We start from the raw sequence: 20,113 nt of genomic DNA on the forward strand, positions 1-20,113 counted from the left end.
TTCATAGCCTCCAATCGTTCATATCCTCCCAAGGGGAGGCATCCTATCTGTATCGACAAATCATAGACAGGTATGGTGGAAAATAGCGAAAGGGAAACGGCGGGATGATGCTTTGGGCTGACGAGACGATGCTTTGAGCTGAGATTTCGGCGAAGATGGGGGGCTGCACTATGCGCATGTTGGTTGTCGACGACGAGGTCGATATCGCGAATATGCTCGCGGAGTATTTCCGCATGGAGGGCTACGAGGTCGTGTGCGCGAATAGCGGGGCCGAGGCGCTCGCTGCCGCTTCGGCGGGCGTCGCCCCCGACATCATGCTGCTCGACGTGAACATGCCGGGCATGGACGGTTTCGAGGTGTGCCGCCGCGTGCGCGAGCACCTGAGCTGCCCGATCATCTTCCTCACCGCGCGCATCGAGGACGTCGACCAACTCGACGGCTTTGCCGCCGGCGCCGATGACTACGTGATGAAGCCGTTCTCGCTCGAAGTGCTCGGCCGGCGTGTTGCCGCGCATATGGCGCGCGAGGGTCGTGTGCGCGAGCGCGAGAACGCTGTCCGATTCTTCCAAGAACTCACCATCGATTACGGACGGCGCACGGTAGAGGTGCGACCCGGTGCCGGTGAGCCGGGGGGCGGGGCTGCGGAGCGCGCTGCCGGGCCGCTGGCAGCCGGGGACGACGCGCCCTCTCGCGTATACGTCGACCTCACCAAGCTCGAATTCGACATCGTCGCGTTACTCAGCAAGCGGCCGGACCAGGTGTTCGACCGCGATGCCATCTACGAGCGCGTGTGGGGTTGGGACGCCGCGGGCGATCCGTCGCAGGTGCGCGAGCATGTGCGCCGCATCCGAAACAAGCTCGCTGCCGCCGGTGTGGCCGAGGATCCCATCGAGACGGTGTGGGGCGTAGGCTACAAGTGGGTGGCCAAGTGAGGGGCGACGCGCAAAACGGCGCCACGCCCGACGCACAAAACGGAACCATGCCCGACGCGGAATACGACGCTCAGCCCGTTGCTGGCCCCGTTGTCGGCTGTGGCCCGCAATGCGACGCCGACAACACGAGCGGGCCCCGTTCTCGCGCGGCAGCTCGCCGGAAAAAACGCCGTGTTTGCCATGGCGTGCGTAAAGAGGGCCGTCGGTATCGTCGTTCCCTGCGTCGTGAGGCTCGCGCCCGCGAGCGCGAGGCCCTGAAACAGCTCCCCAAGCGCGAGCGCCTGCACGCGTGGTGGCGCACCCGACCACTCGGCGTGACGTTCACGGTGTATTTGGCCGTGTATCTTGCGGCTGCCACATTACTGGCGCTGGGCATGGTCGAGGTTCTCTCGACATGGAACAACGGGTACTACGAGCTCGAGGTGAGCCTCGAAAACGGCCTGACCCAGCGCGGAACAATCGATTCGGGCCCGTATGTCTACGACCCCAACGCGGGTGAGCTGCTCCCCGCCTCCGAGCTTGACTTGCCCGGTGACGGGCCGTATGCGGTTTTCATTGCGACCGGGGACTGGGGGACCGGAAGCGGGTATGTGCCGGACGGCGGTCGCACCATCGGCTCGCTGTACGCAACCGTCGATTTGGTTCGCAGCGGCCAGGTCCAGTTGTACGACTGGGGGCTCAACTACAACGAGGGGTACCCCCAAGAGGAAATCCTCGAGGCGAACAGCACGATCTCTGCAGACAATCTCGCTCGCTATGATGAGCTGAGCCGCAAGGGGCGTGCGCAGAGCGTCGAGCTGTTCGAGTCCATGACCGGCGCGGATCTGGAGGAGACGTTCGGCGAGGGGCTTGTCTCGAATACCGCATACTATGCCGCATCGCAGCCGCCTGCGAGCCTGGTGCCTTGGATCCTCACGCTCGCGACGGGGCTCGCGCCCGTCCTTGCCTATGGCGTTCTGGGCTGGCTGACGTTCCGCCATTTCTACCGCGTTCATATCGCCGGGCCGTTGGCCGAGCTCGCCGGTGCGGCCGACCGCATCGCCGAGCGGGACTTGGATTTTACCATCCGCGTCGTTCGCGGTCGCGAGCTGGGCCGCTTGTCGGAAACGCTCGAGCACATGCGCGCCTCGCTTCTCGAGGCCCAGCGCGAGCTATGGCGCACGGCCGAATCACGCCGTCGTCTGAACGCGGCGTTCGCGCACGACCTGCGCACGCCCATCACCGTGCTCAAGGGAACGGTCGAGATGGCCCAGATGCGGCTGCGCCGCGGCGACACGCTGGATGGGGATGCGCTCGACGCGCTTTCCGCCCAGGTCGCACGTCTCGAGCGATATGCGACTTCGATGGGCGGTCTCAGCAAGTTGGAGGACCGTCCCGTCGAGCGCGAGACTTTTGCGCTCGACGACCTCCGTGAGGAGTTGGATCGACATGTGTCCGAGGTGATGGCCGCGCGCGGCGGCGGCTTGGAGCTGAAGTTGCCGACCGTGTCCGAGGCAGACAGGGCGCCCGTGCCCAAAACGTGCTGCGCGTCGGAATCCACCCTCAAAGCCGCGACAGACAGTCGTCCCGCCGCGCTTCTCGCCATCGATCTTCCCCTGGTGGAGGAGGTGCTCGACAACCTGCTGAGCAATGCTTGCGTGCACGCATCGTCGATCGTGACGTTCGACATGATGGTCGATGCGGGGGTGCTCACCCTGGTTGTAACCGACGATGGGCCGGGGTTCACCCCCGAGGCGCTTCACCGCGGTTGCGACCCGTTCTTCAGTGAGAACAAGTCCGCTGAGCACTTCGGATTGGGGCTCAATGTGTCGAGCGTCTTGTGCGGACTCCATGGGGGCAAGATCGCCCTGACGAACGCCGAGACGGGCGGCGCGCGGGTCATCGCGACGCTCGATGTCCGACCCGACCGGGAGAGCGTTTTCTAGAGAGGTGGGGCGGCCTCCGCATCAGGGGCCCCGCCAAGGCCGAGGATGGCCTCCGCATCAGGGGCCCCGCCAAGGCCGAGGATGGCCTCCGCATCAGGGGCCCCGCCAAGGCCGAGGATGGCCCCCGCGGCGAGGCCCTTCCATAGATGGGGACGTTCGCATGGCGGGGCGGCTCATGCCGTCTGTAAAGAATTACTTAGGAATGCCTAAGGCTTACGTAATTGTCATCGCTGGTCGACAAAACGTAGACACCCTCTTGCGACACTTAACTCGCACGGAACGTAGGAGGTGCCGCGATGATGAGAATGCAGACCGAGGGCGAGGCTCCCATGGAGATGAACGCCCTGCTTCCGCAGCAGCCTGTGGCATGTGGCGGTGCAGCGCGCAAGCTGGACGTCAAGAAGCTGACTGAGGTCTGGAAGCGCGATCGCACCGGGGCTGCGGCGGATTCTGCCGAGGTGGCGTGTTCCACCGCACCCGCCGAGGTTCGTGAGTCTATTGACGAGGACTCGGAAATCGACGTTCGCCGCAGGGTTTTGCGCCGTCGCGTGCTCATCGGCTTGGTCGCGGCTGCCTCTATCACTGCGCTTCTGTGCTGGGAGTACCTCCCCGGCCTGCTTGCATGGCTTGCCGACGCGCGCGCCGTTCGCGCGTTCGTGTCCGACCAGGCCTTTGTCAGCCGCCTTGCCATGCTCGGCATCAACATCGTGCAGGTGCTGCTGGCGTTTTTGCCCGGCGAGCCCGTGGAGCTCGCCAGCGGGTATGCGTTCGGCTTCTGGGAGGGCACGGCTTTGTGCCTGGTCGCCTCGGGTCTGGCGACGTCGATGATTTACTGGGCGACGCGCCGCTGGGGCTGGAAACTCGTCGGATTGTTTTTCGATCGATCGCTGTTCGACCGCTTCTCCTGGCTGAAGAGCGCCAAACGCCTCGAGCTCATCATGCTCATCGTGTTCCTGATTCCCGGCACGCCCAAGGATTTCCTGACGTATTTCGCCGGGTTGACGAACATGCGCTTTCTGCCGGTCGTCCTGATCGCCACGTTTGGGCGTATCCCCTCTATCGTGACCTCGACAATCGCGGCGTCGGCGGTCGGCTCCGGCAATTGGCCGCTGGTCGCATGCACGCTGGTGGCGTCGGCGTTTCTCTTGGCGGTGGGCGGCCTGATGTACCGGCGCCTGCGCAGCCGTACGCGGTGAGAGGCGCCAGGCTCGCATCCAAGCGCAAAACCTTCCCCAAAACGTACACTTATTTTTCGAAATCCTGGGCAAACGCTAAATAAGTGTACGTTTTGGGGAAGGTTTTGATGCTTTTGGCCGAGTGCGGCCCCTTACGCGCGGCGATTGATGAAGAAATCCGCCATGGAAACGAGCAGCTCGGCCGCCTCGGTGGTAATGACGCCGCGCTCGGCGAGCTCGCGGGCGCGCTTTTGGGCTTCAGCGGTCTTTTCGGCGGCGAGTTCGCGACACTTATCAATGCCGCCGCCCAGCTCGATGAGCTCGACGGCCCGCGCGAGCCGAGAGGTATCGGCCGTGCCGGATTCGAGCAGCTCGACAAGCTCCGAGCGCTCTGCGCCGCCAAGATGCTCGAGCGCCCACACTACTGCGAGGGTGCGCTTACCCTCCGTGATGTCGCTGCGGAAGTCCTTGCCCTGTGCGTCGGCATCGCCCACCAGGTTCAGCAGGTCGTCTTGCAGCTGGAAGGCGAGTCCCGCGGGCAGGCCGACCTCGATGAGGCCGCGCACCGCGTCGGGCTCGGCGCCGGCGGCGAGCGCTCCTGCGTACAGGGGGCTGGCCACGGTGTACCAGGCTGTTTTGCCGTCGATCATGTAGAGGTAATCATCGCTCGTGACGTCCCAGCGGCCGTCGCGCGCCCATCCGAGGTCGAGCGCTTGGCCCTCGAGCGTGTGACGTTCCATGCGCACAAGCTCCTCGAGAACGCGCAGCCGGCGCTCCGCGGGGAGCGACCCATCGGCGAGCACGATCTCGAACACGCGGGTGAGGGCGAGGTCGCCGGCATTGATGGCGAGACCGAGCCCCTCGGTGCGATACAGGCAGGGCTCGCCACGGCGCAGTTCGCTCGCATCGGCGATGTCGTCGTGAATGAGGGCGGCGCTTTGGAACAGCTCGATGGCGACGCCGCACGAGAGCGCTTGATCGGCGCGGCCACCTACGGCCTCGGCTCCGAGCAGTGCCAGCACGGGGCGTACGCGCTTTCCGCCGCCCGCGGTGAAGTGCGCAAGCGGGGCGTACAGGTAGCGGTCGAGGTCCTCCGTGGGCGCGCCCTCATGGCTCATCGCCACGGCGTCGGCCTCATGCAGGGCGCGCTCGATCAGCGGGAGCCTGTCTTTCAGATACGCGACGAAGCTCTCGCCCGCGTGTCCGGTCATATCGCTCATGTGCAGCCCTTTCCATGGGAGTTCTCTCTCGGACAATGCTAGCAAAACGGGGCGGTCGAGACCGCCCCGCACGGGATTCCTATGGTTGCGTGTGACGTCACATCCGCTCGATCGACGCCGAGGTGGGATGGGTCGTCGCGCCTTGAATGGCCGCTATCCCTCGTAGCCGTTGGGGTTGTGGGACTGCCAGTTCCAGGCATCGCGGCACATGTCGTCGATGCCGTACTGGGCCTCCCAACCCATGAGGTCGCGGGCCTTGGAGCAATCGGCGTAGTTCTCGGCCACGTCGCCGGGGCGGCGCGGGTCGATGACGTAGGGGACCTCGTGCCCGCAAGCCTCGCCAAAGGCGCGGATGATCTCGAGCACGGAGGTGCCGCGGCCGGTGCCCAGGTTGAACACCTCGGCGCCCTCGCGGCCGTTCATCCAGGCAAGTGCAGCGGCGTGACCGGAGGCCAGGTCGCAGACGTGGATGTAGTCGCGCACGCCGGTGCCGTCGGGGGTGGGGTAGTCGTCGCCAAAGACGTGGACGGCCTCGCGCTTGCCGATGGCGGTCTGCGCGACGTAGGGCAGCAGGTTGTTCGGGATGCCCTTGGGGTCCTCGCCCATAAGACCGCTGGCGTGGGCGCCGATGGGGTTGAAGTAGCGCAGCAGCACGACGTTCCACTCGGGGTCTGCGGTGTGGAGGTCGGTAAGCATCTGCTCGATCATCCACTTGGTCCAACCGTAGGGGTTGGTGGCCGGCTTCTTGGGGCTCCTCTCGGTCAGCGGCAGGCTGTCCGGGTCGCCGTAGACGGTGGCGGAGCTGGAGAAAATGATCGACTTGCAGCCGTGCTCTCGCATGACGTCGACGAGCGTGAGTGTGTTGCCGATGTTGTTGCTGTAGTACTCGATGGGCTTGGTCACGGACTCGCCCACGGCCTTGTAGCCGGCGAAGTGGATCACGCGGTCGATGCGGTGCACATCGAAGATGCGGGTGAGGGCCTCGCGGTCGTTGACGTCGGCGACATAGAGGGTGAGGTTCGCGGCCGCCTCGGGGCCGACGATGGTCTTGATGCGATCCTCCACCTTGGCGGAGGCGTTGGAGAGATCATCGACGATGACGACCTGGTACCCGCGTTCAAGCAGCTCGACGACGGTGTGAGAGCCGATGAAGCCGGCACCGCCGGTGACGAGGACGCAGGTGTCCTGCGCAGCGAGGATCTGAGTCATGCGATTGCTCCTTTCATGGGGATGTTCGAAAAGTATACCGCAGCGGTTTGAGGGGTGATTTAACCGAGGACCCAGCCGCCGATCCAGCCCCAGCGCGGGGTGACCGTGACGCCGTAGTAGGCGATCCATTCGTCCACGCCGATGGAGCGGATGAAGCCGACGTTGTCCATGACCGTGCCGTTGCCCACGTAGATTCCCACATGGCCGTAGATGCGGCCGGCGGAGGTGTGGGGATGTGTGGGCGAGGCGATGATCATGCCGGGCTTCAGGGCGCCGCGGTCGGAGCTCGTGCAGTAGCGGTTATACATGTCGTTCGCGTTGCCGCCCACATAGCCAAAGCCGGCGGAAGCGAAAACACGGGAGACCCACATGGCGCACAGGCCGTTGCCGGGGCTCGGGACGGCGCGGCATGCGGAGAGGACGCGTTCCAGGGACTTGACCGGTCCCGAGACGTGACCCGTGCTGGGAACGTAGGAGCCGCCGGCACCCTGCTGGAACTTGTCCTGCTCGGCCTTCTGGCGCTCCTCTTCCGCAACGGCGGCGAGGTATTCGGCATCGCGCTTGGCGATGAGGTCCCTCACGTCGGACGAGAGGCCGTCCACGAGCTGCTGGACCTCTGCCTGCTTGGCCTGCATCACGGAGAGCTGCTGGGCCTGTTGCTCCTTGAGCGCCTCGAGGTCGGCCTTTTGGGATTCGAGCGTCGACTTGTGCTGCTCGAGCTCGGCGCGGATCGTCTGGATCTCGCCGATGACCTGCTTGTCGGCGTCGTTGACCTTTTCGATGTAGTGGCTGTTGGAGAGGAGGTCGTCGAAGGAGTCGGCGGCCATGAGCAGCGTCAGCATGCTGGTGCCGCCGTCTTTGTAGCTGTTGGACACGCGGCGGGACAGGACGTCCTGCTTGCCCTCGAGCTCGGCTTGCTTTTCGTCGATCTGCGCCTGCGTCTCGTCGAGCTGGGCTTGGACCTCTTCGATTTGGGAGACGGTGCGGTCCTGCTCATGGCTGAGGGCCTCGAAGTCGGCGGCGAGCTTATCGAGCTCGGCCTCGACGGCGGCGAGTTTTTCCTCGGCGGTGGCGAGGGCGTCGATGGTTGCCTGCGTTGCGCGGGCGGCGTGTGCGCGGGCGGGAAGCCCGAAAAGTACAGCCGAGCTTGCGGCCGCGAGTGCAGATGCGACCAGTGCTCGGCGGGAAAGCGAAGGGGAGACGTGAGCCGTGGCACCATGGGTGCGCTGCGTGCTCTTGGCGGTGTGTGACATAGATAGCTCCATTTTGCGTGTGTTGTGGTGTCACATATGCGGATTAAGGATACCGCACAGGCGGCGTCTCAAGATGGACGTTGCGCGTCTATTTGATGAAGACCCGTTCGGGTGTTGCCCAGAGCGACCGTGCGACGGGGCTATGCGAGGCGCAGCGCCACGAGGGCGGCCAGATACAGGGCGAGTACAAGGCAGGCGGCGCCGTCGCGTCGCGGATCGAGCTTCATCACGTGGTAGTGCGTGCGGGCACCTCCGGTGTAGCAGCGGGCGTCCATCGCGCGGCCGAGGTTGTCGGCATGGCGCAGGGCGCTGGCGAACAGCGGGACGATGAGCGGTACGCAGGCGCGCGCGTAGGCCAGGGCGCCCTTGTTCTCAAGATCGGCCCCGCGAGCGGTCTGGGCGGCGACGATGTTCTCCGCCTCTTGGGAGAGCGTGGGCACGAAGCGCAGTGCGATGGAGAGCACGAGCGTGCCCTGGCGCACGGGGACGCCCACGCGCTCGAGCGGGGCGAGCAGCTTCTCGGCGGCGTCGGCGAGGGCGACTGGGGTGGTTGTGAGCGTGAGCAGCGATCCGCCCAAAAGCAGCAGGAAGAAGCGCACGGTGTAGAGAACCGCGGCCGACACGCCGTCCGCGTGGATGACGACGGGTCCCAGCTGGAGCGCGATGGGCCCAGTTTGTACCAGGAACAAGTTGATCACCGAGGTGATGACGAGGAACAGCGCGATGGGCCTGATTTGGGCGAGCAGACGGCGGAGGGGCACGCGTGCCAGTGCGATGGCGGTGAACACCGCGGCGCCCGCCAGGAGCAGCGTTTCCACGGAATCGACGAAGAAGCAGCTCACCATAAAGGCGAGGGTACCCATGAGCTTGACGCGCGGATCCAGGTGGTGAATGGGGGAATCGGCCGAGTAATACTGGCCGATGCTAGCGCGAATCGCCACGGGGGCTCACCTCCTCGGGCTCGAACAGGGTGGGGAGGACCTCCGCGGGAGAGCCCGACAGGAGGGCGCGTCCTCGTTCGAGGACAATCATGTGGTCGGCGAGCTCGGCGACGTCTTCCATGCTGTGGGTGACCATGATGAGCGTGCTCCCCGCGCGCTTGAGGGCGCGCAGCAGGTCCCGCACGTGCCGGCGTCCATCGGGGTCGAGGCCGGCCATGGGCTCGTCGAGCACGAGGACATCCTGGCGCATGGCCAGCACGCCTGCGAGTGCGACGCTGCGCTGCTGGCCGCCGGACAGCGAGAACGGCGAGCGCGCGAGCAGCTCGTCGGTCGGGGTGAGGTTGACCGAGGCGAGCGCCTCGCACACGCGCGAGCGCACCTCGTCTTCGGGCATGTGCATGTTGCGCGGGCCAAAGGCGACGTCGTCGAAGACGGTCTCGGCGAACAGCTGGCGCTCGGGCAGCTGGGAGACGTACCCGACATGCCGGCGGATGTCCGAGCGGTGGTTCAGGTCCGCGGTGTCCACACCGCAGATGCGGACGGTTCCGGCAAGCGGGAGCTTGAGCGCGCACGCGAGTTCGGCGGTGGTCGATTTGCCCGAACCCGTCTGGCCGACGAGTGCGGTGAGCGTTCCAGGGAATGCCTGGAAGGAGAGGTCTTCGAGGGCGAGTGGTGTAGCGACGCTTCCCTCAGCGCGATTGCGCCCACCGAAGAGCCCCCGGCGCCTGCGCGGGTTGCGCGCGGCAGCGTAGGAGAACGATACGCGGTTGAACGTGACACTGGGGTCCCCGGATGTCGGTGCGACCGCGCGACCGGCGGCGACTCTCAAGATCTCCGCGGGTTTGCGAGGTACTTCGAGGTGCAGGGCCTGCACGCGCTCATCGCGTGCGAACGCCTCCGCGGCGGTCCCGTCGAACGCGATGCGCCCCTGTTCGAGGACGAGCACGCGGTCGGCATCCAAGGCGTCGTCCATGAAGTGCGTCACATGCACGATGGTGATGCCGCGCTTGCGAAGGGCGTTCACGATGGCGCGGATGTTGGAGCGGCCCTGGGTGTCGAGCATGGCGCAAGGTTCGTCGAGCAGCAGGATCTTTGGCTCCATGGCGAGCGCGCCGGCGATGGCGACGCGCTGGGTCTGGCCGCCGGACAGGTCGGCGGGGTCGCTTAGGGAGTGTTCGGACATGCAGACGGCCTTGAGCGAGGCGTCGACCCGGCTCGCGATCTCGGGCTGGGGGACGCAGAGGTTCTCGGGGCCGAACGCGACGTCGTCGGCGACGATGCTCGTGACCATCTGGTCTTCGGGATGCTGGAACACGCTCGCACATCGGCTCCTGATTGCGAGCGCCGCGCCCTCCTCGGAGGTGTTCACGCCGAACACGCGGACCTCGCCCACGCTCGGAAGTGTCAGCGCGTTCATGAGCTGCAGCAAGGTCGATTTGCCCGAGCCGTTGCCGCCCAGAATGCACACGTATTGCCCTGTGGGGATTTGAAGGTCGATGCCGGCGAGCGCCTCATTGGGGGCGCCGGGGTACGAAACATGGACGCCGTGCAGCTCGATGTGCGGTTCCGCGGGCCGTGGGCGGCTTGTGGGGCGCACGGACGGGGTTGTGGAGTCCGCGGACGGGGGCGCCGGCTCGGCTGCTGCGGCTGCTTCGGTCACCTCGGTCATCGCTATGCGCCCTTGCGCGCCTTGAGGACGTTCATGCACGGGGCGAGGAGCACCTGGCCGGCCGTGACGTTGATGACCATCTTCAGCGTGTTGAAGGGGAGTAGCACGGGGACGATCATGGCGGCGACATCCTCGACGGCGATGGCGGTGTACAGCGGCGTCACCACGAGGTTCATGGCGCACGAGACGGCGATGGAGAGCGCTGCACCCACGACCATACCGGCGACGGACGCCTTGCGGGAGCGCTCGCCCTTGAGGTAAATGATGGCTGCGGGAATGATGAACGCGCAGGTGGAGAGCATGCCCATCGGAGCGCCGAACGGGTCGAGGAAGACGCGGGGCAGCCAGGAGATGATGGCGACGGCCGCACCGAGCTTGGGCCCGAAGGCGAGCGCGGCGATGAGGCAGACGATGCCCGACGGGTCGTACATGAGCCACGGGGCGATGGGGAAGATGGGGATCTGCACCAAGCTCAGGATGAGCGAGGCGGCGGTGAAGAGTGCGGCGAGCGCGATCTTGCGGGTATCGATAGCGTTGTTCATGGAAAGACCTTCCGTTTCTTCCATCCGGACTATACCGTCGGCCCCGGAATCGCACCGGGTCGGCCGCGCTTCGCGGCTCGCGGGCTCATGCGCCTGGCAAGGGGTCTTGCCGCGCATTTACCGCCGGTGGGGAATTGCACCCCGCCCTGAAACAAAACGACTATAACGCGCCTTTTTGCGTGGCGCAACGGCTGCTCGGGTATAGTGGGGCCAGACTTGTTTTCTACACGGGGGAGGTATCCCGATGCACGAGCATGAGTATGTGAGCGAAGAGATGTTGTGCGTCCTGGCACAGGTTGCGGGTGAGGACAACGTCCTTATGACCGAGCCCATGCGCGAACACACCACGTTCAAGATCGGCGGACCGGCCGACGTGTTGGTCGCGCCGCGCACGGCGGATGCCCTCGTGCGTGTGCTGGACACCTGCTACGCGGGCGGCGTGCCCGTGACGATCGTGGGCAACGGCTCCGATCTGCTGGTGGGCGACCGCGGCATCCGCGGCGTCGTCGTATTGCTGCGCGACAACTTTGCGGGCATCGAAGTGGATGCATCGCATTGGCGCGTGACGGCCGAGGCGGGAGCTTTGCTGCGCGACGTGGCGCTCGCCGCCGCTGACCAGGGCCTCTCCGGCATGGAGCCGCTGTGGGGCATCCCCGCCACCGTGGGCGGCGCCTGCTTCATGAACGCCGGCGCTTACGATGGCACGACGGGCGAGGTGCTCGAGTCCGTGCGCGTGTACGTGCCGAGCAAGCACGGCAACCGCGGATCCGTGGTCACGCTCGAGGCGCGCGACCTCAACCTCGGCTACCGCAAGAGCCGCGTGCACGACGACGGTCTCATCGTAATCTCCGCCACGTTCAAGCTCTCGCCCGCATCCGAGGGCATGATCCGCGCCGCCATGGACGACTACCGGCGCCGTCGCGAGGAAAAGCAGCCGCTCGAGATGGCGAGCGCGGGCTCTACGTTCAAACGCCCCGAGGGGTATTTCGCCGGCAAGCTCATCATGGACGCGGGCCTGCGCGGCGCGCGCGTGGGCGATGCGCAGGTGAGCGAGAAGCACTGCGGGTTTGTGGTCAACACGGGCCATGCGAGCGCGAAGGACGTGCTCGGCCTCATCGAGCACGTGCAAGCCGAGGTGAAGTCCCAGTTCGGCGTCGACCTCGAGCCCGAGGTCCGCATGATCGGCGAGTTCTAGCGTCCCATTTGAGACGAGAAGTTCGTGAGCTCTTGCCAGCGGGTGGACTCGACGGTCCGGCCGTCTTGCAGGATGAAGTACGCCGCCGTGTCCTCGAGCGCGTCGGCGATCTCGGCGCCGCGGCGGCTGCCGGCCACGAACAGCGTGGTCGAGAGCGCGTCGGCGGCGGTTGAGGACGGGCTGAGCACGGTGACGCTCGCCACGTCGGTCTGGACGGGCTCGCCGGTGCGCGGGTCGAGGATGTGCCAGTACGTGACGCCGTCTTGTTCGAACACGCGCTCGTACAGGCCGCTCGTCACCAGCGACCCTCCCTGGACGCGTGCGGTGCCCACCACGGTGTCGCCGCCCGGGTCGTTGGGATCGCGGACGCCGGTTTCCCAGGGTTCGCCGTTCGGCTTCTCCCCAAACAGCGCAATATTGCCGCCGAGCGAGAGCACGGCGCCGGTGGCGCTCGTCTCGTCGCGTAGCAGATCGCAGAGGCGGTCGGCCACATACCCCTTGGCGATGCCGCCCAAGTCGAGCTTGGCCTGCGGGTCGGCGAGGCGCACGGTGAGCGCCTCCTCGTCTATCTCGATGCAGCGCCAATCCACATGGGGCAGGGCGCCGGCGATCGCCTCAGGTGCCGGGCGCACGCCTTCAGTGAAATCCCAGAGCGTGGAAACTGCGCCGATCGTGACGTCGAACAGGCCGTCCGCCTGCTCGCAATACGTTTTGGCGGCGAGCAGGAGGTCGACGGTGTCGGCGTGCACGCGAACGGGCTCGCCTGCCGCCGTGTTGATGCGGGCGATATCGGACTTCTCGTCGTAGAGGTCGAACAGCGCATCGAAGTGGGCGCATGCGTCGGCCAGACGTGCCGGCGCGGTGTCGTCGCCGTAGACGCCGAACGTGCAGTAGGTGTCGAAGGCGAAGGTCGATCCGGTGACCGGCTTTGCAGCGGAGGCGTCGGTTCTGAGCTGTGTGCATCCGGAGAGCATCAGTGTGAGGACCGAGCAGGTGCCGCCGCACATGAGATCGCGCCGGGAGATCGGCGTGCCCTTTTCCCTATCCATGGAATGCCTCCTGGGACAGTGCGCGCAGGACGAGCCGGGCGGCAACGCCCACGGCGGCCCCGCACAGGACGCCGGACACGGCGAGCACGGGCATGTTCACGAGTGCGACGCGGCCGGAGAGCAGTGCGGCGACGGCGGCGAGCTGCCCCGCGTTATGGGCGAGTCCGCCGAGTACCGATGTGGCGACGGTGGAAAAGGCCCCGCTGCGCACGGCGAGTGCCATGACGGCCCACGACAGCAGCCCGCCCGCCAGGGAAAAGACGAGCATCTGCAGGTTGGCGAACAGCAGCGTCGAGGCGATGACCTTGATGAACATGAGGAAGAGGCCTGCCTTCGCGCCCAGGCGCTTGAGCGCCATGAGGATCACGATGTTGCCCAGGCCCAGCTTAACGCCGGGTACGGTGACGGGCAGGGGGATGAGCAGTTCGAGGTAGCCGCATACGAGCGCGGCGGCGGTGAGCACGCCGTAGAGCGCGGCGCGACGTCCGGGCGAGGCCGGTGCTGCGGGCGCCGTGCGTCGCCCGTTATCGGATGTGTCAGCTGAGTTTCTCATGCTTGTCATTATACGGGTTGGGTACGCTGTTAGGAGTTTGGCATCCAACACGAGAGGAGAGCCCTCATGGCCGTCCTGTTTATCGAATATCCAAAGTGCACTACCTGCAAAAAGGCCAAGAAATGGCTGGATGAGCATGGCGTCGAGTACGTCGACCGCCATATCGTCGAGGATAATCCCACGGCGGCGGAGCTGGCGGAGTGGCACGAGCGCTCCGGCCTGCCGCTGCGCCGCTTCTTCAACACGAGCGGTATGAAGTACCGCGAGCTCGGCATCAAGGCCAAGCTCGACGCCGGCATGACGGACGAGGAGGCCTATGAGCTGCTCGCCACCGACGGTATGCTGGTCAAGCGCCCCCTGATCGTTGCGGACAACGCTGTTTTGACGGGGTTCAAGGAGGACGCCTGGGCGGAGGCACTCCTGTAGCCGTACACCGCGCGAGCATGTCCCGGTGCGGCGCGCGTGTGGCTTCTGCGGCGGTTGACATATGTTTCACGTCGGGCATCTCGCCCGGATACCTTTGAGTCCGGCCGCGGCACCGCGCTGCGGCCGATCACGTGGATGGAAGTGCCATCCGGGGAATCGAAAGAGAGGCCGATGGAGGTTCATGAACTAGAAGCTCTCGCCCGCGACGTCGCGGGCGGACGTGTGGCTCCTGACGAATTGGTGAGGCGCGTCCAAGCCGGTGCGACGACCGATCTCGGCTACGCGTGCGTAGACATGCAGCGCGGCCTTCGCACGGGCGTGTCCGAGGTCATCTACGGTGCGGGTAAGACTGCCGGTCAAATCGCGGGTATCGTCGGTGCCATGCGCGAGGGCGGCCAGGAGCGCGTCCTCATCACGCGGCTCGACGAGGCGAAGGCTCGGGGCCTCGCCGACCTGGGTTGCCCGTTCGAGTATGTTGAGGCCGCCCGCTGTGGCGTGGTGGGCGGACTGCCCGAGCCGGATGGAAATGGCGAGGTCTTGGTGCTCACCGCCGGCACGAGCGACCTGCCCGTCGCCGAGGAGGCTGCGCTCACCGCGCGTTTCCTGGGCAATCGCGTGAATGCGGTTCACGATGTCGGCGTCGCGGGCATCCATCGGCTGTTGTCCCATGCCGAGGAGATCTCCCGCGCGCAGGTGATCATCGCTGTCGCTGGCATGGAGGGGGCGCTGCCGAGCGTGGTTGGCGGTCTGGCGCGGTGCCCGGTGATCGCGGTGCCCACGAGTGTGGGCTACGGTGCGAACTTCGAGGGTGTGACCGCGCTGCTCGCCATGTTGAACAGCTGCGCGAGCGGCGTATCCGTCGTGAACATCGACAACGGGTTTGGAGCTGGGTTCCAAGCTTCGCTCATCAATCATCTGCCTGGTAGGGAGGCATAAGCTACATGCTGAATGAGAAGGGGATGTCCTCATCGGCGGATGGCACCGCTGGCAACGACGCTGGCCGCGGCCGCACGTTGTGGCTCGACTGCCAGGCCGGTGTCGCGGGCGATATGCTCGTGGCCGCCTTGATCGATGCGGCCGAGGACTCGGAGGCGGCCGAGCGAGCCGTGCGCACCACGCTGGCGGCTCTGCCGGTCGAGGGATTCTCCCTCGAGGTGGGCCGCGTGTCCAAGGCGGGCATTTCGTGCCTGGACTTCAATGTGGTGCTGGACGAGGCGCATGAGAACCACGACCACGACATGGCGTACCTGCATGGGCACGAGCATGCGTGCGAGGGTGATCACGGTCACATCCACGGCCGGGAGAGCGGGTGCGGCCACGACCATTGCAACGGCCATCACCATGAGGGCCATCACCACCATGCCGGCCACACTCACGACCATGCCCACCATCATGATCATGCGGGAGGCGGCGCCCACGACCATGCCCATCGCAACCTCGCCGACATCCTCGCCATCATCGAGGCCGCTCCGCTCGCTCCTGGGGCCGCCGCATTCGCCCGCCGCGCTTTTGGCATCCTCGCCGAGGCTGAGGCCGAGGCCCACGGTCTGCCGGTCGAGCAGGTGCACTTCCACGAGGTGGGGGCGGTCGATTCGATCGCGGATATCGTGGCGGCGGCGGTTCTCGTCGATCTGATTGGCATCGAGCGCGCGATCGTGCCCGTGCTCGTCGAGGGGCGCGGAACCGTGCGCTGCCAGCACGGCGTCATGCCCGTGCCGGTTCCGGCAACGGTGGGCGTGTGCCGTGCGCACGGTCTGCCGCTGGCTCCTTGCGAGGTCGAGGGTGAGTTGGTGACGCCCACAGGCGCCGCCCTGGTGGCGGCGCTCAACCCCGAGTTCGTGCTTCCGGAGCGTTACGTCGTGGCGAGCGTGGGCCTCGGTGCCGGCAAGCGTGCCTACGAGCGGCCGTCCATCCTTCGGGCGATGCTGATCGAGCCGCTGAGTGGCCCGGCGCCCACTTTCCATCGCGGGCGCCGCGGTGCCGCGGGCGAAGATGCCCTTGCCGATCCCCTGCCCTCGTCTCGGCCCGCGCCCCTCTCGAGCGAGACGCAGCCTCCGACCACGGTATGCAAGCTCGAGTGCGACCTGGATGACATGACGCCTGAGCAGATGGCTTACGCCGCCGTGCGGCTGTCCGAGGCCGGTGCGCGCGAGGTCCATTGGGTGCCGATCGTTGCCAAGAAGGGCCGCCCCGCCTACGAGCTGCAAGTTCTGTGTGAGGCGCAGGAGGCTGCGGCCATCGAGGCCGTGGTGTTTCGCGAGACGAGCACGCTTGGCATCCGCCGTTGCATCATGGACCGCACGGTGCTGCCGCGTCGCCTCGAGGTGCGCGACACCGCGTTCGGCCCTATCTCCGTAAAGATCGCCGTGCTGCCCGATGGGACCGAGCGCGCGACTCCCGAGTACGAGGATTGTGCCGCGGCGGCTCGGGCGGCCGGCGTGCCTTTGACCGCCGTGATGGATGCGGTGCGCGCGTCCCTTTGACCTGACGGGGGATGCAGTGCGTGCGTCCCCTTGATCGGCCGGGTTCTCCCGACACACCTCGATGCAGCGCGGCGCACGTCGCGCGGGAAGGGTTCACCATGAAATTCGTCATCGCATCCGACATCCACGGGTCGGCATACTGGACCGAGCGCCTGATGGAGGTCATCGATCGCGAGCGGCCCGACCGCGTGCTGCTCTTGGGGGACCTGCTCTATCACGGCCCGCGTAACGACCTCCCGCGCGATTACGCTCCCAAGCGCGTGATCGAGCTACTGAACGGTCTGGCAGCGACTGGGCGCCTCATCGCCGTGCGCGGCAATTGCGAGGCCGAGGTCGATCAGATGGTGCTCGCCTTCCCTTGCATGTCCGACAGTGCCGTGGTTTTGGACGACGACGGCCGCGAGCTGTTCTGCACCCATGGGCATGTCTTTGGCGCGGGCAAACATAACAGCACGGACCGCGTGCCGCAGCTCCCGGAGGGTTCGGCGTTGCTGTTCGGTCACACGCATATCAAGGTGAACGAGGAGAGTGCGGACCATCCCGGTCTGTGGCTGTTCAACCCCGGCAGCGTGTCGATTCCCAAGGACGGGTCGAACAGTTGCGGCATCTACGAGAGCGGGCTGCCCCTCTGTGAGGCCTTCCGCCACATCACCCTGGACTAATCGCAATTGGGGACAGGTACAAATTGTGACTTTGCAAGAAGTCACAATTTGTACCTGTCCCCAATTGGGGCGTCAGAGCAAAAGGAGCACGAGACATGGGTTCATGGACCGAGACCGGGTCGTCGAGTCTGGCGAGCATCACACGCGACACCTCGACGCTTTCCGACGCGCGCGAGGAGATGCAATCCCTCGTTGAGACGATCTGGCGCCTGCGCCAGCCCGATGGTTGCCCTTGGGATCGCAAGCAGACCCACGAGAGTATCGGCAAGAACATGATCGAGGAGGCCTACGAGGCCCTGGACTGCATCGAAGCCGGCGATGAGGCGCACTTGCGCGAGGAGCTCGGAGATGTGCTCATGCAGGTGGTGTTGCATGCCCAGATCGCGGCGGACGCCGGTGCCTTCACAATGGCCGACGTCGCGCGCGACATCAACGACAAGCTCATCCGTCGCCACCCGCATGTGTTTGGAGGGCGCAGCGCCGATTCCGCCGACGAGGTGCTCGCCATTTGGGACAGCGTCAAGCTTGCCGAGAAGGGCGCCAAGGACGCCGATGCGGCGGAGGCCGGCGAGCGCCCAGAGGGCCTGCTCGAGGGCGTTCCGCGGTCGTTGCCGGCGCTCATGGAGGCTCAGAAGGTCTCGCGTAAGGCGGCTTCTGCGGGTTTTGAATGGGAGACCGTCGCAGACGTATGGGACAAGGTGGCCGAGGAGCGCGCGGAGTTTGAGGCGGAGGCGCCCGGCACCGCCGAGCGCGAGCTCGAGTTTGGCGACCTGCTCTTCGCACTGGTGAACGTGGCCCGCAAGGAGGGCATCGACGCCGAGAGCGCATTGCGCGCGAGCACGGCGAAGTTCCGCGAGCGTTGGGCCGCGATGGAAAACGCCGCCTATGAGGGTGGGGTTGCCCTGGAGTCTCTTACGACCGAGCGGCTCAATTCGCTGTGGGACAAGGTCAAGCGCGGGTAACGCGGGCCTCGCGTTGCCACATGCAGGCGAAGCGCAGGCCGGCGAGCGTCAGAGCGCACCCGAGGCCGGTGTAGAACACCGCGATGAACCCCTCGGGGGCGAGGCCGAACGCGCGGATCGAAATGCCGCCCGTCATCATGACCGCCATGATGACAAAGGCCGGTACATCGAAGAACTTGAGGAAGAAATGACGCTCCTCCTCATAGCCGGTGATGCGTGCGGTGTGCTTCACCACGAGCTTGCCGAAAATGAAGGTCCAGAACACGATGCCCACAACCGCGCTCAGCACGATGTTGAGCAAGGTGAGGTGCCCGGCAGCGTAGGCCTCCAGGCCGATGCGGGCGATGTTCACGCCGGCCGCGAGCCAGACGATGCTGGCGATGAGCAGCAGCGTGTTCTTGTGAACGCTCAGGATTTTCATGATGCGCCTCCTGACGAATGGATGGGACGGGGCGTCCGGAACGTGTGCGCCTTAGGAACGCTTGGCCGGACGGAATACGAGCACGGCGGCGATGGCCGCGACCACGAGGCTCGCGATCACGGCGGGGACCGTGCCGAGTTTGATCATGGGGATGCCGACGAGCATGCCAATGACATAGGGGACGAGCCAGGCGACCCACACGGCGGCGCTCAGGCGATGGAAGGTGCGCTCGCGTTTGAGGGCGGCTGCGCCACCGCGCTTACCCTGAAAGTAGACGAGCGTCGCCCAGCCGGCATGGAAGAGCATGAGCAGGATCGCGGCGAGCCCGGTGATGCCGTGGATCGCGGGGGCGGCTTCGGCGCTGGTGCGGGCCATGATGGACATCAGGGTGGTGCCGGTGGTGTCACAGGCAAGGCCGAGCCAGAACAAGACGACGTGGGGCCCGCGCAGGCTTCCGTCGGCCCGCTCTTTGAAGACGCCGATGGTGTAGAGGACGAGTGCGCCTGTGATGGCGAGGCTGGCGAACATGAGCATGGGGGACATACGTCTTTCCTTTCCACGTGTAAAACGTGCGTTGTTCGCATATAATATGAACAACGTTCATCTGAACAATGTTCATATTAGGGTTCGAGGAAGGACCGGGCAAGAAACAACGGCCGATTTCCGGATTCACCCTGAACGTTTCACGAGCTTGTTCAGCTGGCGGAATTGCCTGTCATAAGGGGTGCGGTCGGGCGATGCCTGGGAAACGTGAGGAAAGGAACCCGTCATGGGGAGTAGGAAAGCCATCACCAAAGAGCAGATCATCGACGTCGCGTACGAGAAAGCCCAACGGGAGGGCCTTTCCTCCTTGAGCGTCCGCGCGGTCGCCGAAGCGTGTGGTGTGGCAACCGGAACCATGTACAACCACATCCCCGACATCGCCGAATTGCGCACCGAGGTGCTGAGGCGTTTTTGGCGAGAGGCGCTGAGCGGAGCGGACCTGGACCAGTGCGCCCGCGAGGCGGGTTCGGCGCTGGATTATTGCCGCAAGCTCACGGAGACGCTCGCGGAATCACTGCGTGGTTTTCGAAGCACATGGCTGCGGGACGCGGGTGCGGCCGATGGTCGCACGCGTCAGCGCACCGCCGAGGCCGAGCGTGCCTGCCTGCAGGACATCCAACTCACCGTGCGCCATGCATTTGAGCGCGATACGGCGATCTCGGAGCGCGCCCGCGCCGAGCTCGACATGGGTAAGGTGGCCGAATTCGTGTGGACGGCGATGCTCATGGGCATCAAGCGCGACGACTCCTCGTGCGAAACGCTTTTTGCGCTGGTCGAGCTTGCCCTATATTAGGTTTTTGTTCTATTGGCCCGTCTCTTGTAGGGGGGGCCGCTTGATTCGGGCGGCGGGTGGACCCTGCGCGGTTGCACCCGCAGGCGCTCTCTCGCCGCCCCGCTGGAGCGGTGGCTTTGTCGGGACGCGCCCCCCCGTCGAGCTCGTCCCGTCGCAGCAA

At 65.8% G+C, this 20,113-nt stretch carries 20 protein-coding genes and 1 riboswitch; of the genes, 10 read left to right on the forward strand and 10 right to left on the reverse strand.

Annotated features, from left to right (window positions below; translation table 11 throughout):
* Positions 1–170: 170 nt before the first annotated feature.
* From AOBCEHNH_RS05725 to AOBCEHNH_RS05735, 3 genes are all read left to right on the forward strand, one after another.
* Positions 171–932 (forward strand): response regulator transcription factor, encoded by a 762-nt coding sequence (locus AOBCEHNH_RS05725; protein ID WP_226803317.1) that lies wholly within the window; start codon positions 171–173, stop codon positions 930–932.
* A gap of 47 nt (positions 933–979) precedes the next feature.
* Positions 980–2,857: a sensor histidine kinase gene (locus AOBCEHNH_RS05730; protein ID WP_226803318.1), complete on the forward strand. Its 1,878-nt coding sequence runs from the start codon at positions 980–982 to the stop codon at positions 2,855–2,857.
* Between the two features lie 296 nt (positions 2,858–3,153).
* Complete coding sequence (locus AOBCEHNH_RS05735; protein ID WP_226803319.1) at positions 3,154–4,053, forward strand: TVP38/TMEM64 family protein; 900 nt, start codon at positions 3,154–3,156, stop codon at positions 4,051–4,053.
* A gap of 131 nt (positions 4,054–4,184) precedes the next feature.
* Here the strand turns inward: AOBCEHNH_RS05735 and AOBCEHNH_RS05740 are convergent, their stop codons facing one another.
* The 6 genes from AOBCEHNH_RS05740 to AOBCEHNH_RS05765 all read right to left on the reverse strand — a co-directional run bounded on the left by AOBCEHNH_RS05740 (position 4,185) and on the right by AOBCEHNH_RS05765 (position 10,866).
* Positions 4,185–5,252 (reverse strand): polyprenyl synthetase family protein, encoded by a 1,068-nt coding sequence (locus tag AOBCEHNH_RS05740; RefSeq protein ID WP_152063524.1) that lies wholly within the window; start codon positions 5,250–5,252, stop codon positions 4,185–4,187.
* 153 nt (positions 5,253–5,405) lie between these two features.
* Positions 5,406–6,461: a UDP-glucose 4-epimerase GalE gene (gene galE / locus AOBCEHNH_RS05745; protein WP_152063525.1), complete on the reverse strand. Its 1,056-nt coding sequence runs from the start codon at positions 6,459–6,461 to the stop codon at positions 5,406–5,408.
* Between the two features lie 59 nt (positions 6,462–6,520).
* Entirely contained in the window at positions 6,521–7,714 is a 1,194-nt protein-coding gene (locus AOBCEHNH_RS05750; protein WP_226803320.1) for a coiled-coil domain-containing protein, read from the reverse strand.
* A 140-nt stretch (positions 7,715–7,854) separates the two neighbouring features.
* A complete protein-coding gene (locus AOBCEHNH_RS05755) occupies positions 7,855–8,655 on the reverse strand; it encodes an energy-coupling factor transporter transmembrane component T family protein (protein WP_152063527.1) in 801 nt (266 codons plus the stop codon).
* Entirely contained in the window at positions 8,639–10,324 is a 1,686-nt protein-coding gene (locus AOBCEHNH_RS05760; protein WP_152063528.1) for an ABC transporter ATP-binding protein, read from the reverse strand. Before AOBCEHNH_RS05760 ends, AOBCEHNH_RS05755 begins: the two co-directional genes overlap by 17 nt.
* A 2-nt stretch (positions 10,325–10,326) precedes the next feature.
* Positions 10,327–10,866, reverse strand: a complete 540-nt coding sequence (locus tag AOBCEHNH_RS05765; RefSeq protein ID WP_118102418.1) for an ECF transporter S component — start codon at positions 10,864–10,866, stop codon at positions 10,327–10,329.
* An 8-nt stretch (positions 10,867–10,874) separates the two neighbouring features.
* A riboswitch (FMN riboswitch) is annotated at positions 10,875–11,024 on the reverse strand.
* A gap of 86 nt (positions 11,025–11,110) precedes the next feature.
* On the opposite strand from AOBCEHNH_RS05765, the gene murB reads away from it, so the two are divergent.
* Entirely contained in the window at positions 11,111–12,061 is a 951-nt protein-coding gene (gene murB, locus AOBCEHNH_RS05770; protein ID WP_152063529.1) for a UDP-N-acetylmuramate dehydrogenase, read from the forward strand.
* On the opposite strand, the gene AOBCEHNH_RS05775 is transcribed toward murB, so the two are convergent.
* Positions 12,058–13,110, reverse strand: a complete 1,053-nt coding sequence (locus AOBCEHNH_RS05775) for an FAD:protein FMN transferase (RefSeq protein WP_152063530.1) — start codon at positions 13,108–13,110, stop codon at positions 12,058–12,060. The genes murB and AOBCEHNH_RS05775 overlap by 4 nt on opposite strands.
* Positions 13,103–13,663: a Gx transporter family protein gene (locus AOBCEHNH_RS05780; RefSeq protein WP_226803321.1), complete on the reverse strand. Its 561-nt coding sequence runs from the start codon at positions 13,661–13,663 to the stop codon at positions 13,103–13,105. The genes AOBCEHNH_RS05775 and AOBCEHNH_RS05780 overlap by 8 nt, the downstream gene beginning before the upstream one ends.
* A 66-nt stretch (positions 13,664–13,729) precedes the next feature.
* Between AOBCEHNH_RS05780 and AOBCEHNH_RS05785 the strand changes: the two genes are divergently transcribed.
* The 5 genes from AOBCEHNH_RS05785 (at position 13,730) to mazG (ending at position 18,196) form a co-directional block, all read left to right on the forward strand.
* Positions 13,730–14,089, forward strand: a complete 360-nt coding sequence (locus tag AOBCEHNH_RS05785; protein ID WP_118272059.1) for an arsenate reductase family protein — start codon at positions 13,730–13,732, stop codon at positions 14,087–14,089.
* A gap of 171 nt (positions 14,090–14,260) precedes the next feature.
* The gene (larB, locus tag AOBCEHNH_RS05790; RefSeq protein ID WP_152063531.1) at positions 14,261–15,025 is read left to right on the forward strand and encodes a nickel pincer cofactor biosynthesis protein LarB; all 765 of its coding nucleotides are present in this window, start codon (positions 14,261–14,263) and stop codon (positions 15,023–15,025) included.
* A 5-nt stretch (positions 15,026–15,030) separates the two neighbouring features.
* Positions 15,031–16,572 carry a nickel pincer cofactor biosynthesis protein LarC gene (gene larC, locus AOBCEHNH_RS05795; RefSeq protein WP_193221199.1) on the forward strand — a complete coding sequence of 514 codons (1,542 nt, stop codon included), beginning with the start codon at positions 15,031–15,033 and terminating at the stop codon, positions 16,570–16,572.
* A gap of 98 nt (positions 16,573–16,670) precedes the next feature.
* Complete coding sequence (gene yfcE, locus AOBCEHNH_RS05800; RefSeq protein ID WP_152063532.1) at positions 16,671–17,234, forward strand: phosphodiesterase; 564 nt, start codon at positions 16,671–16,673, stop codon at positions 17,232–17,234.
* Between the two features lie 95 nt (positions 17,235–17,329).
* Positions 17,330–18,196 carry a nucleoside triphosphate pyrophosphohydrolase gene (gene mazG, locus AOBCEHNH_RS05805; protein ID WP_152063533.1) on the forward strand — a complete coding sequence of 289 codons (867 nt, stop codon included), beginning with the start codon at positions 17,330–17,332 and terminating at the stop codon, positions 18,194–18,196.
* On the opposite strand, the gene AOBCEHNH_RS05810 is transcribed toward mazG, so the two are convergent.
* Entirely contained in the window at positions 18,183–18,617 is a 435-nt protein-coding gene (locus AOBCEHNH_RS05810; protein WP_152063534.1) for a hypothetical protein, read from the reverse strand. The genes mazG and AOBCEHNH_RS05810 overlap by 14 nt on opposite strands.
* A gap of 51 nt (positions 18,618–18,668) precedes the next feature.
* On the reverse strand, positions 18,669–19,160 hold the full coding sequence (locus tag AOBCEHNH_RS05815) for an HsmA family protein (protein WP_152063535.1): 492 nt from the start codon (positions 19,158–19,160) through the stop codon (positions 18,669–18,671).
* 226 nt (positions 19,161–19,386) lie between these two features.
* Between AOBCEHNH_RS05815 and AOBCEHNH_RS05820 the strand changes: the two genes are divergently transcribed.
* On the forward strand, positions 19,387–19,953 hold the full coding sequence (locus AOBCEHNH_RS05820) for a TetR family transcriptional regulator (RefSeq protein WP_152063536.1): 567 nt from the start codon (positions 19,387–19,389) through the stop codon (positions 19,951–19,953).
* Positions 19,954–20,113 lie beyond the last annotated feature (160 nt).

It is taken from the genome of Collinsella intestinalis, from assembly GCF_902501455.1.
GTDB classification, from domain to species: Bacteria; Actinomycetota; Coriobacteriia; order Coriobacteriales; family Coriobacteriaceae; genus Collinsella; species Collinsella intestinalis.

Coding starts and splice junctions, on each gene's coding strand:
- AOBCEHNH_RS05725 (WP_226803317.1), top strand. CDS start 171: ATGCGCATGTTGGTTGTCGACGACGAGGTCGATATCGCGAATATGCTC.
- AOBCEHNH_RS05730 (WP_226803318.1), top strand. CDS start 980: ATGCCCGACGCGGAATACGACGCTCAGCCCGTTGCTGGCCCCGTTGTC.
- AOBCEHNH_RS05735 (WP_226803319.1), top strand. CDS start 3,154: ATGATGAGAATGCAGACCGAGGGCGAGGCTCCCATGGAGATGAACGCC.
- AOBCEHNH_RS05740 (WP_152063524.1), bottom strand. CDS start 5,252: ATGAGCGATATGACCGGACACGCGGGCGAGAGCTTCGTCGCGTATCTG.
- galE (WP_152063525.1), bottom strand. CDS start 6,461: ATGACTCAGATCCTCGCTGCGCAGGACACCTGCGTCCTCGTCACCGGC.
- AOBCEHNH_RS05750 (WP_226803320.1), bottom strand. CDS start 7,714: ATGTCACACACCGCCAAGAGCACGCAGCGCACCCATGGTGCCACGGCT.
- AOBCEHNH_RS05760 (WP_152063528.1), bottom strand. CDS start 10,324: ATGACCGAGGTGACCGAAGCAGCCGCAGCAGCCGAGCCGGCGCCCCCG.
- AOBCEHNH_RS05765 (WP_118102418.1), bottom strand. CDS start 10,866: ATGAACAACGCTATCGATACCCGCAAGATCGCGCTCGCCGCACTCTTC.
- murB (WP_152063529.1), top strand. CDS start 11,111: ATGCACGAGCATGAGTATGTGAGCGAAGAGATGTTGTGCGTCCTGGCA.
- AOBCEHNH_RS05775 (WP_152063530.1), bottom strand. CDS start 13,110: ATGGATAGGGAAAAGGGCACGCCGATCTCCCGGCGCGATCTCATGTGC.
- AOBCEHNH_RS05780 (WP_226803321.1), bottom strand. CDS start 13,663: ATGAGAAACTCAGCTGACACATCCGATAACGGGCGACGCACGGCGCCC.
- AOBCEHNH_RS05785 (WP_118272059.1), top strand. CDS start 13,730: ATGGCCGTCCTGTTTATCGAATATCCAAAGTGCACTACCTGCAAAAAG.
- larB (WP_152063531.1), top strand. CDS start 14,261: ATGGAGGTTCATGAACTAGAAGCTCTCGCCCGCGACGTCGCGGGCGGA.
- larC (WP_193221199.1), top strand. CDS start 15,031: ATGCTGAATGAGAAGGGGATGTCCTCATCGGCGGATGGCACCGCTGGC.
- yfcE (WP_152063532.1), top strand. CDS start 16,671: ATGAAATTCGTCATCGCATCCGACATCCACGGGTCGGCATACTGGACC.
- mazG (WP_152063533.1), top strand. CDS start 17,330: ATGGGTTCATGGACCGAGACCGGGTCGTCGAGTCTGGCGAGCATCACA.
- AOBCEHNH_RS05810 (WP_152063534.1), bottom strand. CDS start 18,617: ATGAAAATCCTGAGCGTTCACAAGAACACGCTGCTGCTCATCGCCAGC.
- AOBCEHNH_RS05815 (WP_152063535.1), bottom strand. CDS start 19,160: ATGTCCCCCATGCTCATGTTCGCCAGCCTCGCCATCACAGGCGCACTC.
- AOBCEHNH_RS05820 (WP_152063536.1), top strand. CDS start 19,387: ATGGGGAGTAGGAAAGCCATCACCAAAGAGCAGATCATCGACGTCGCG.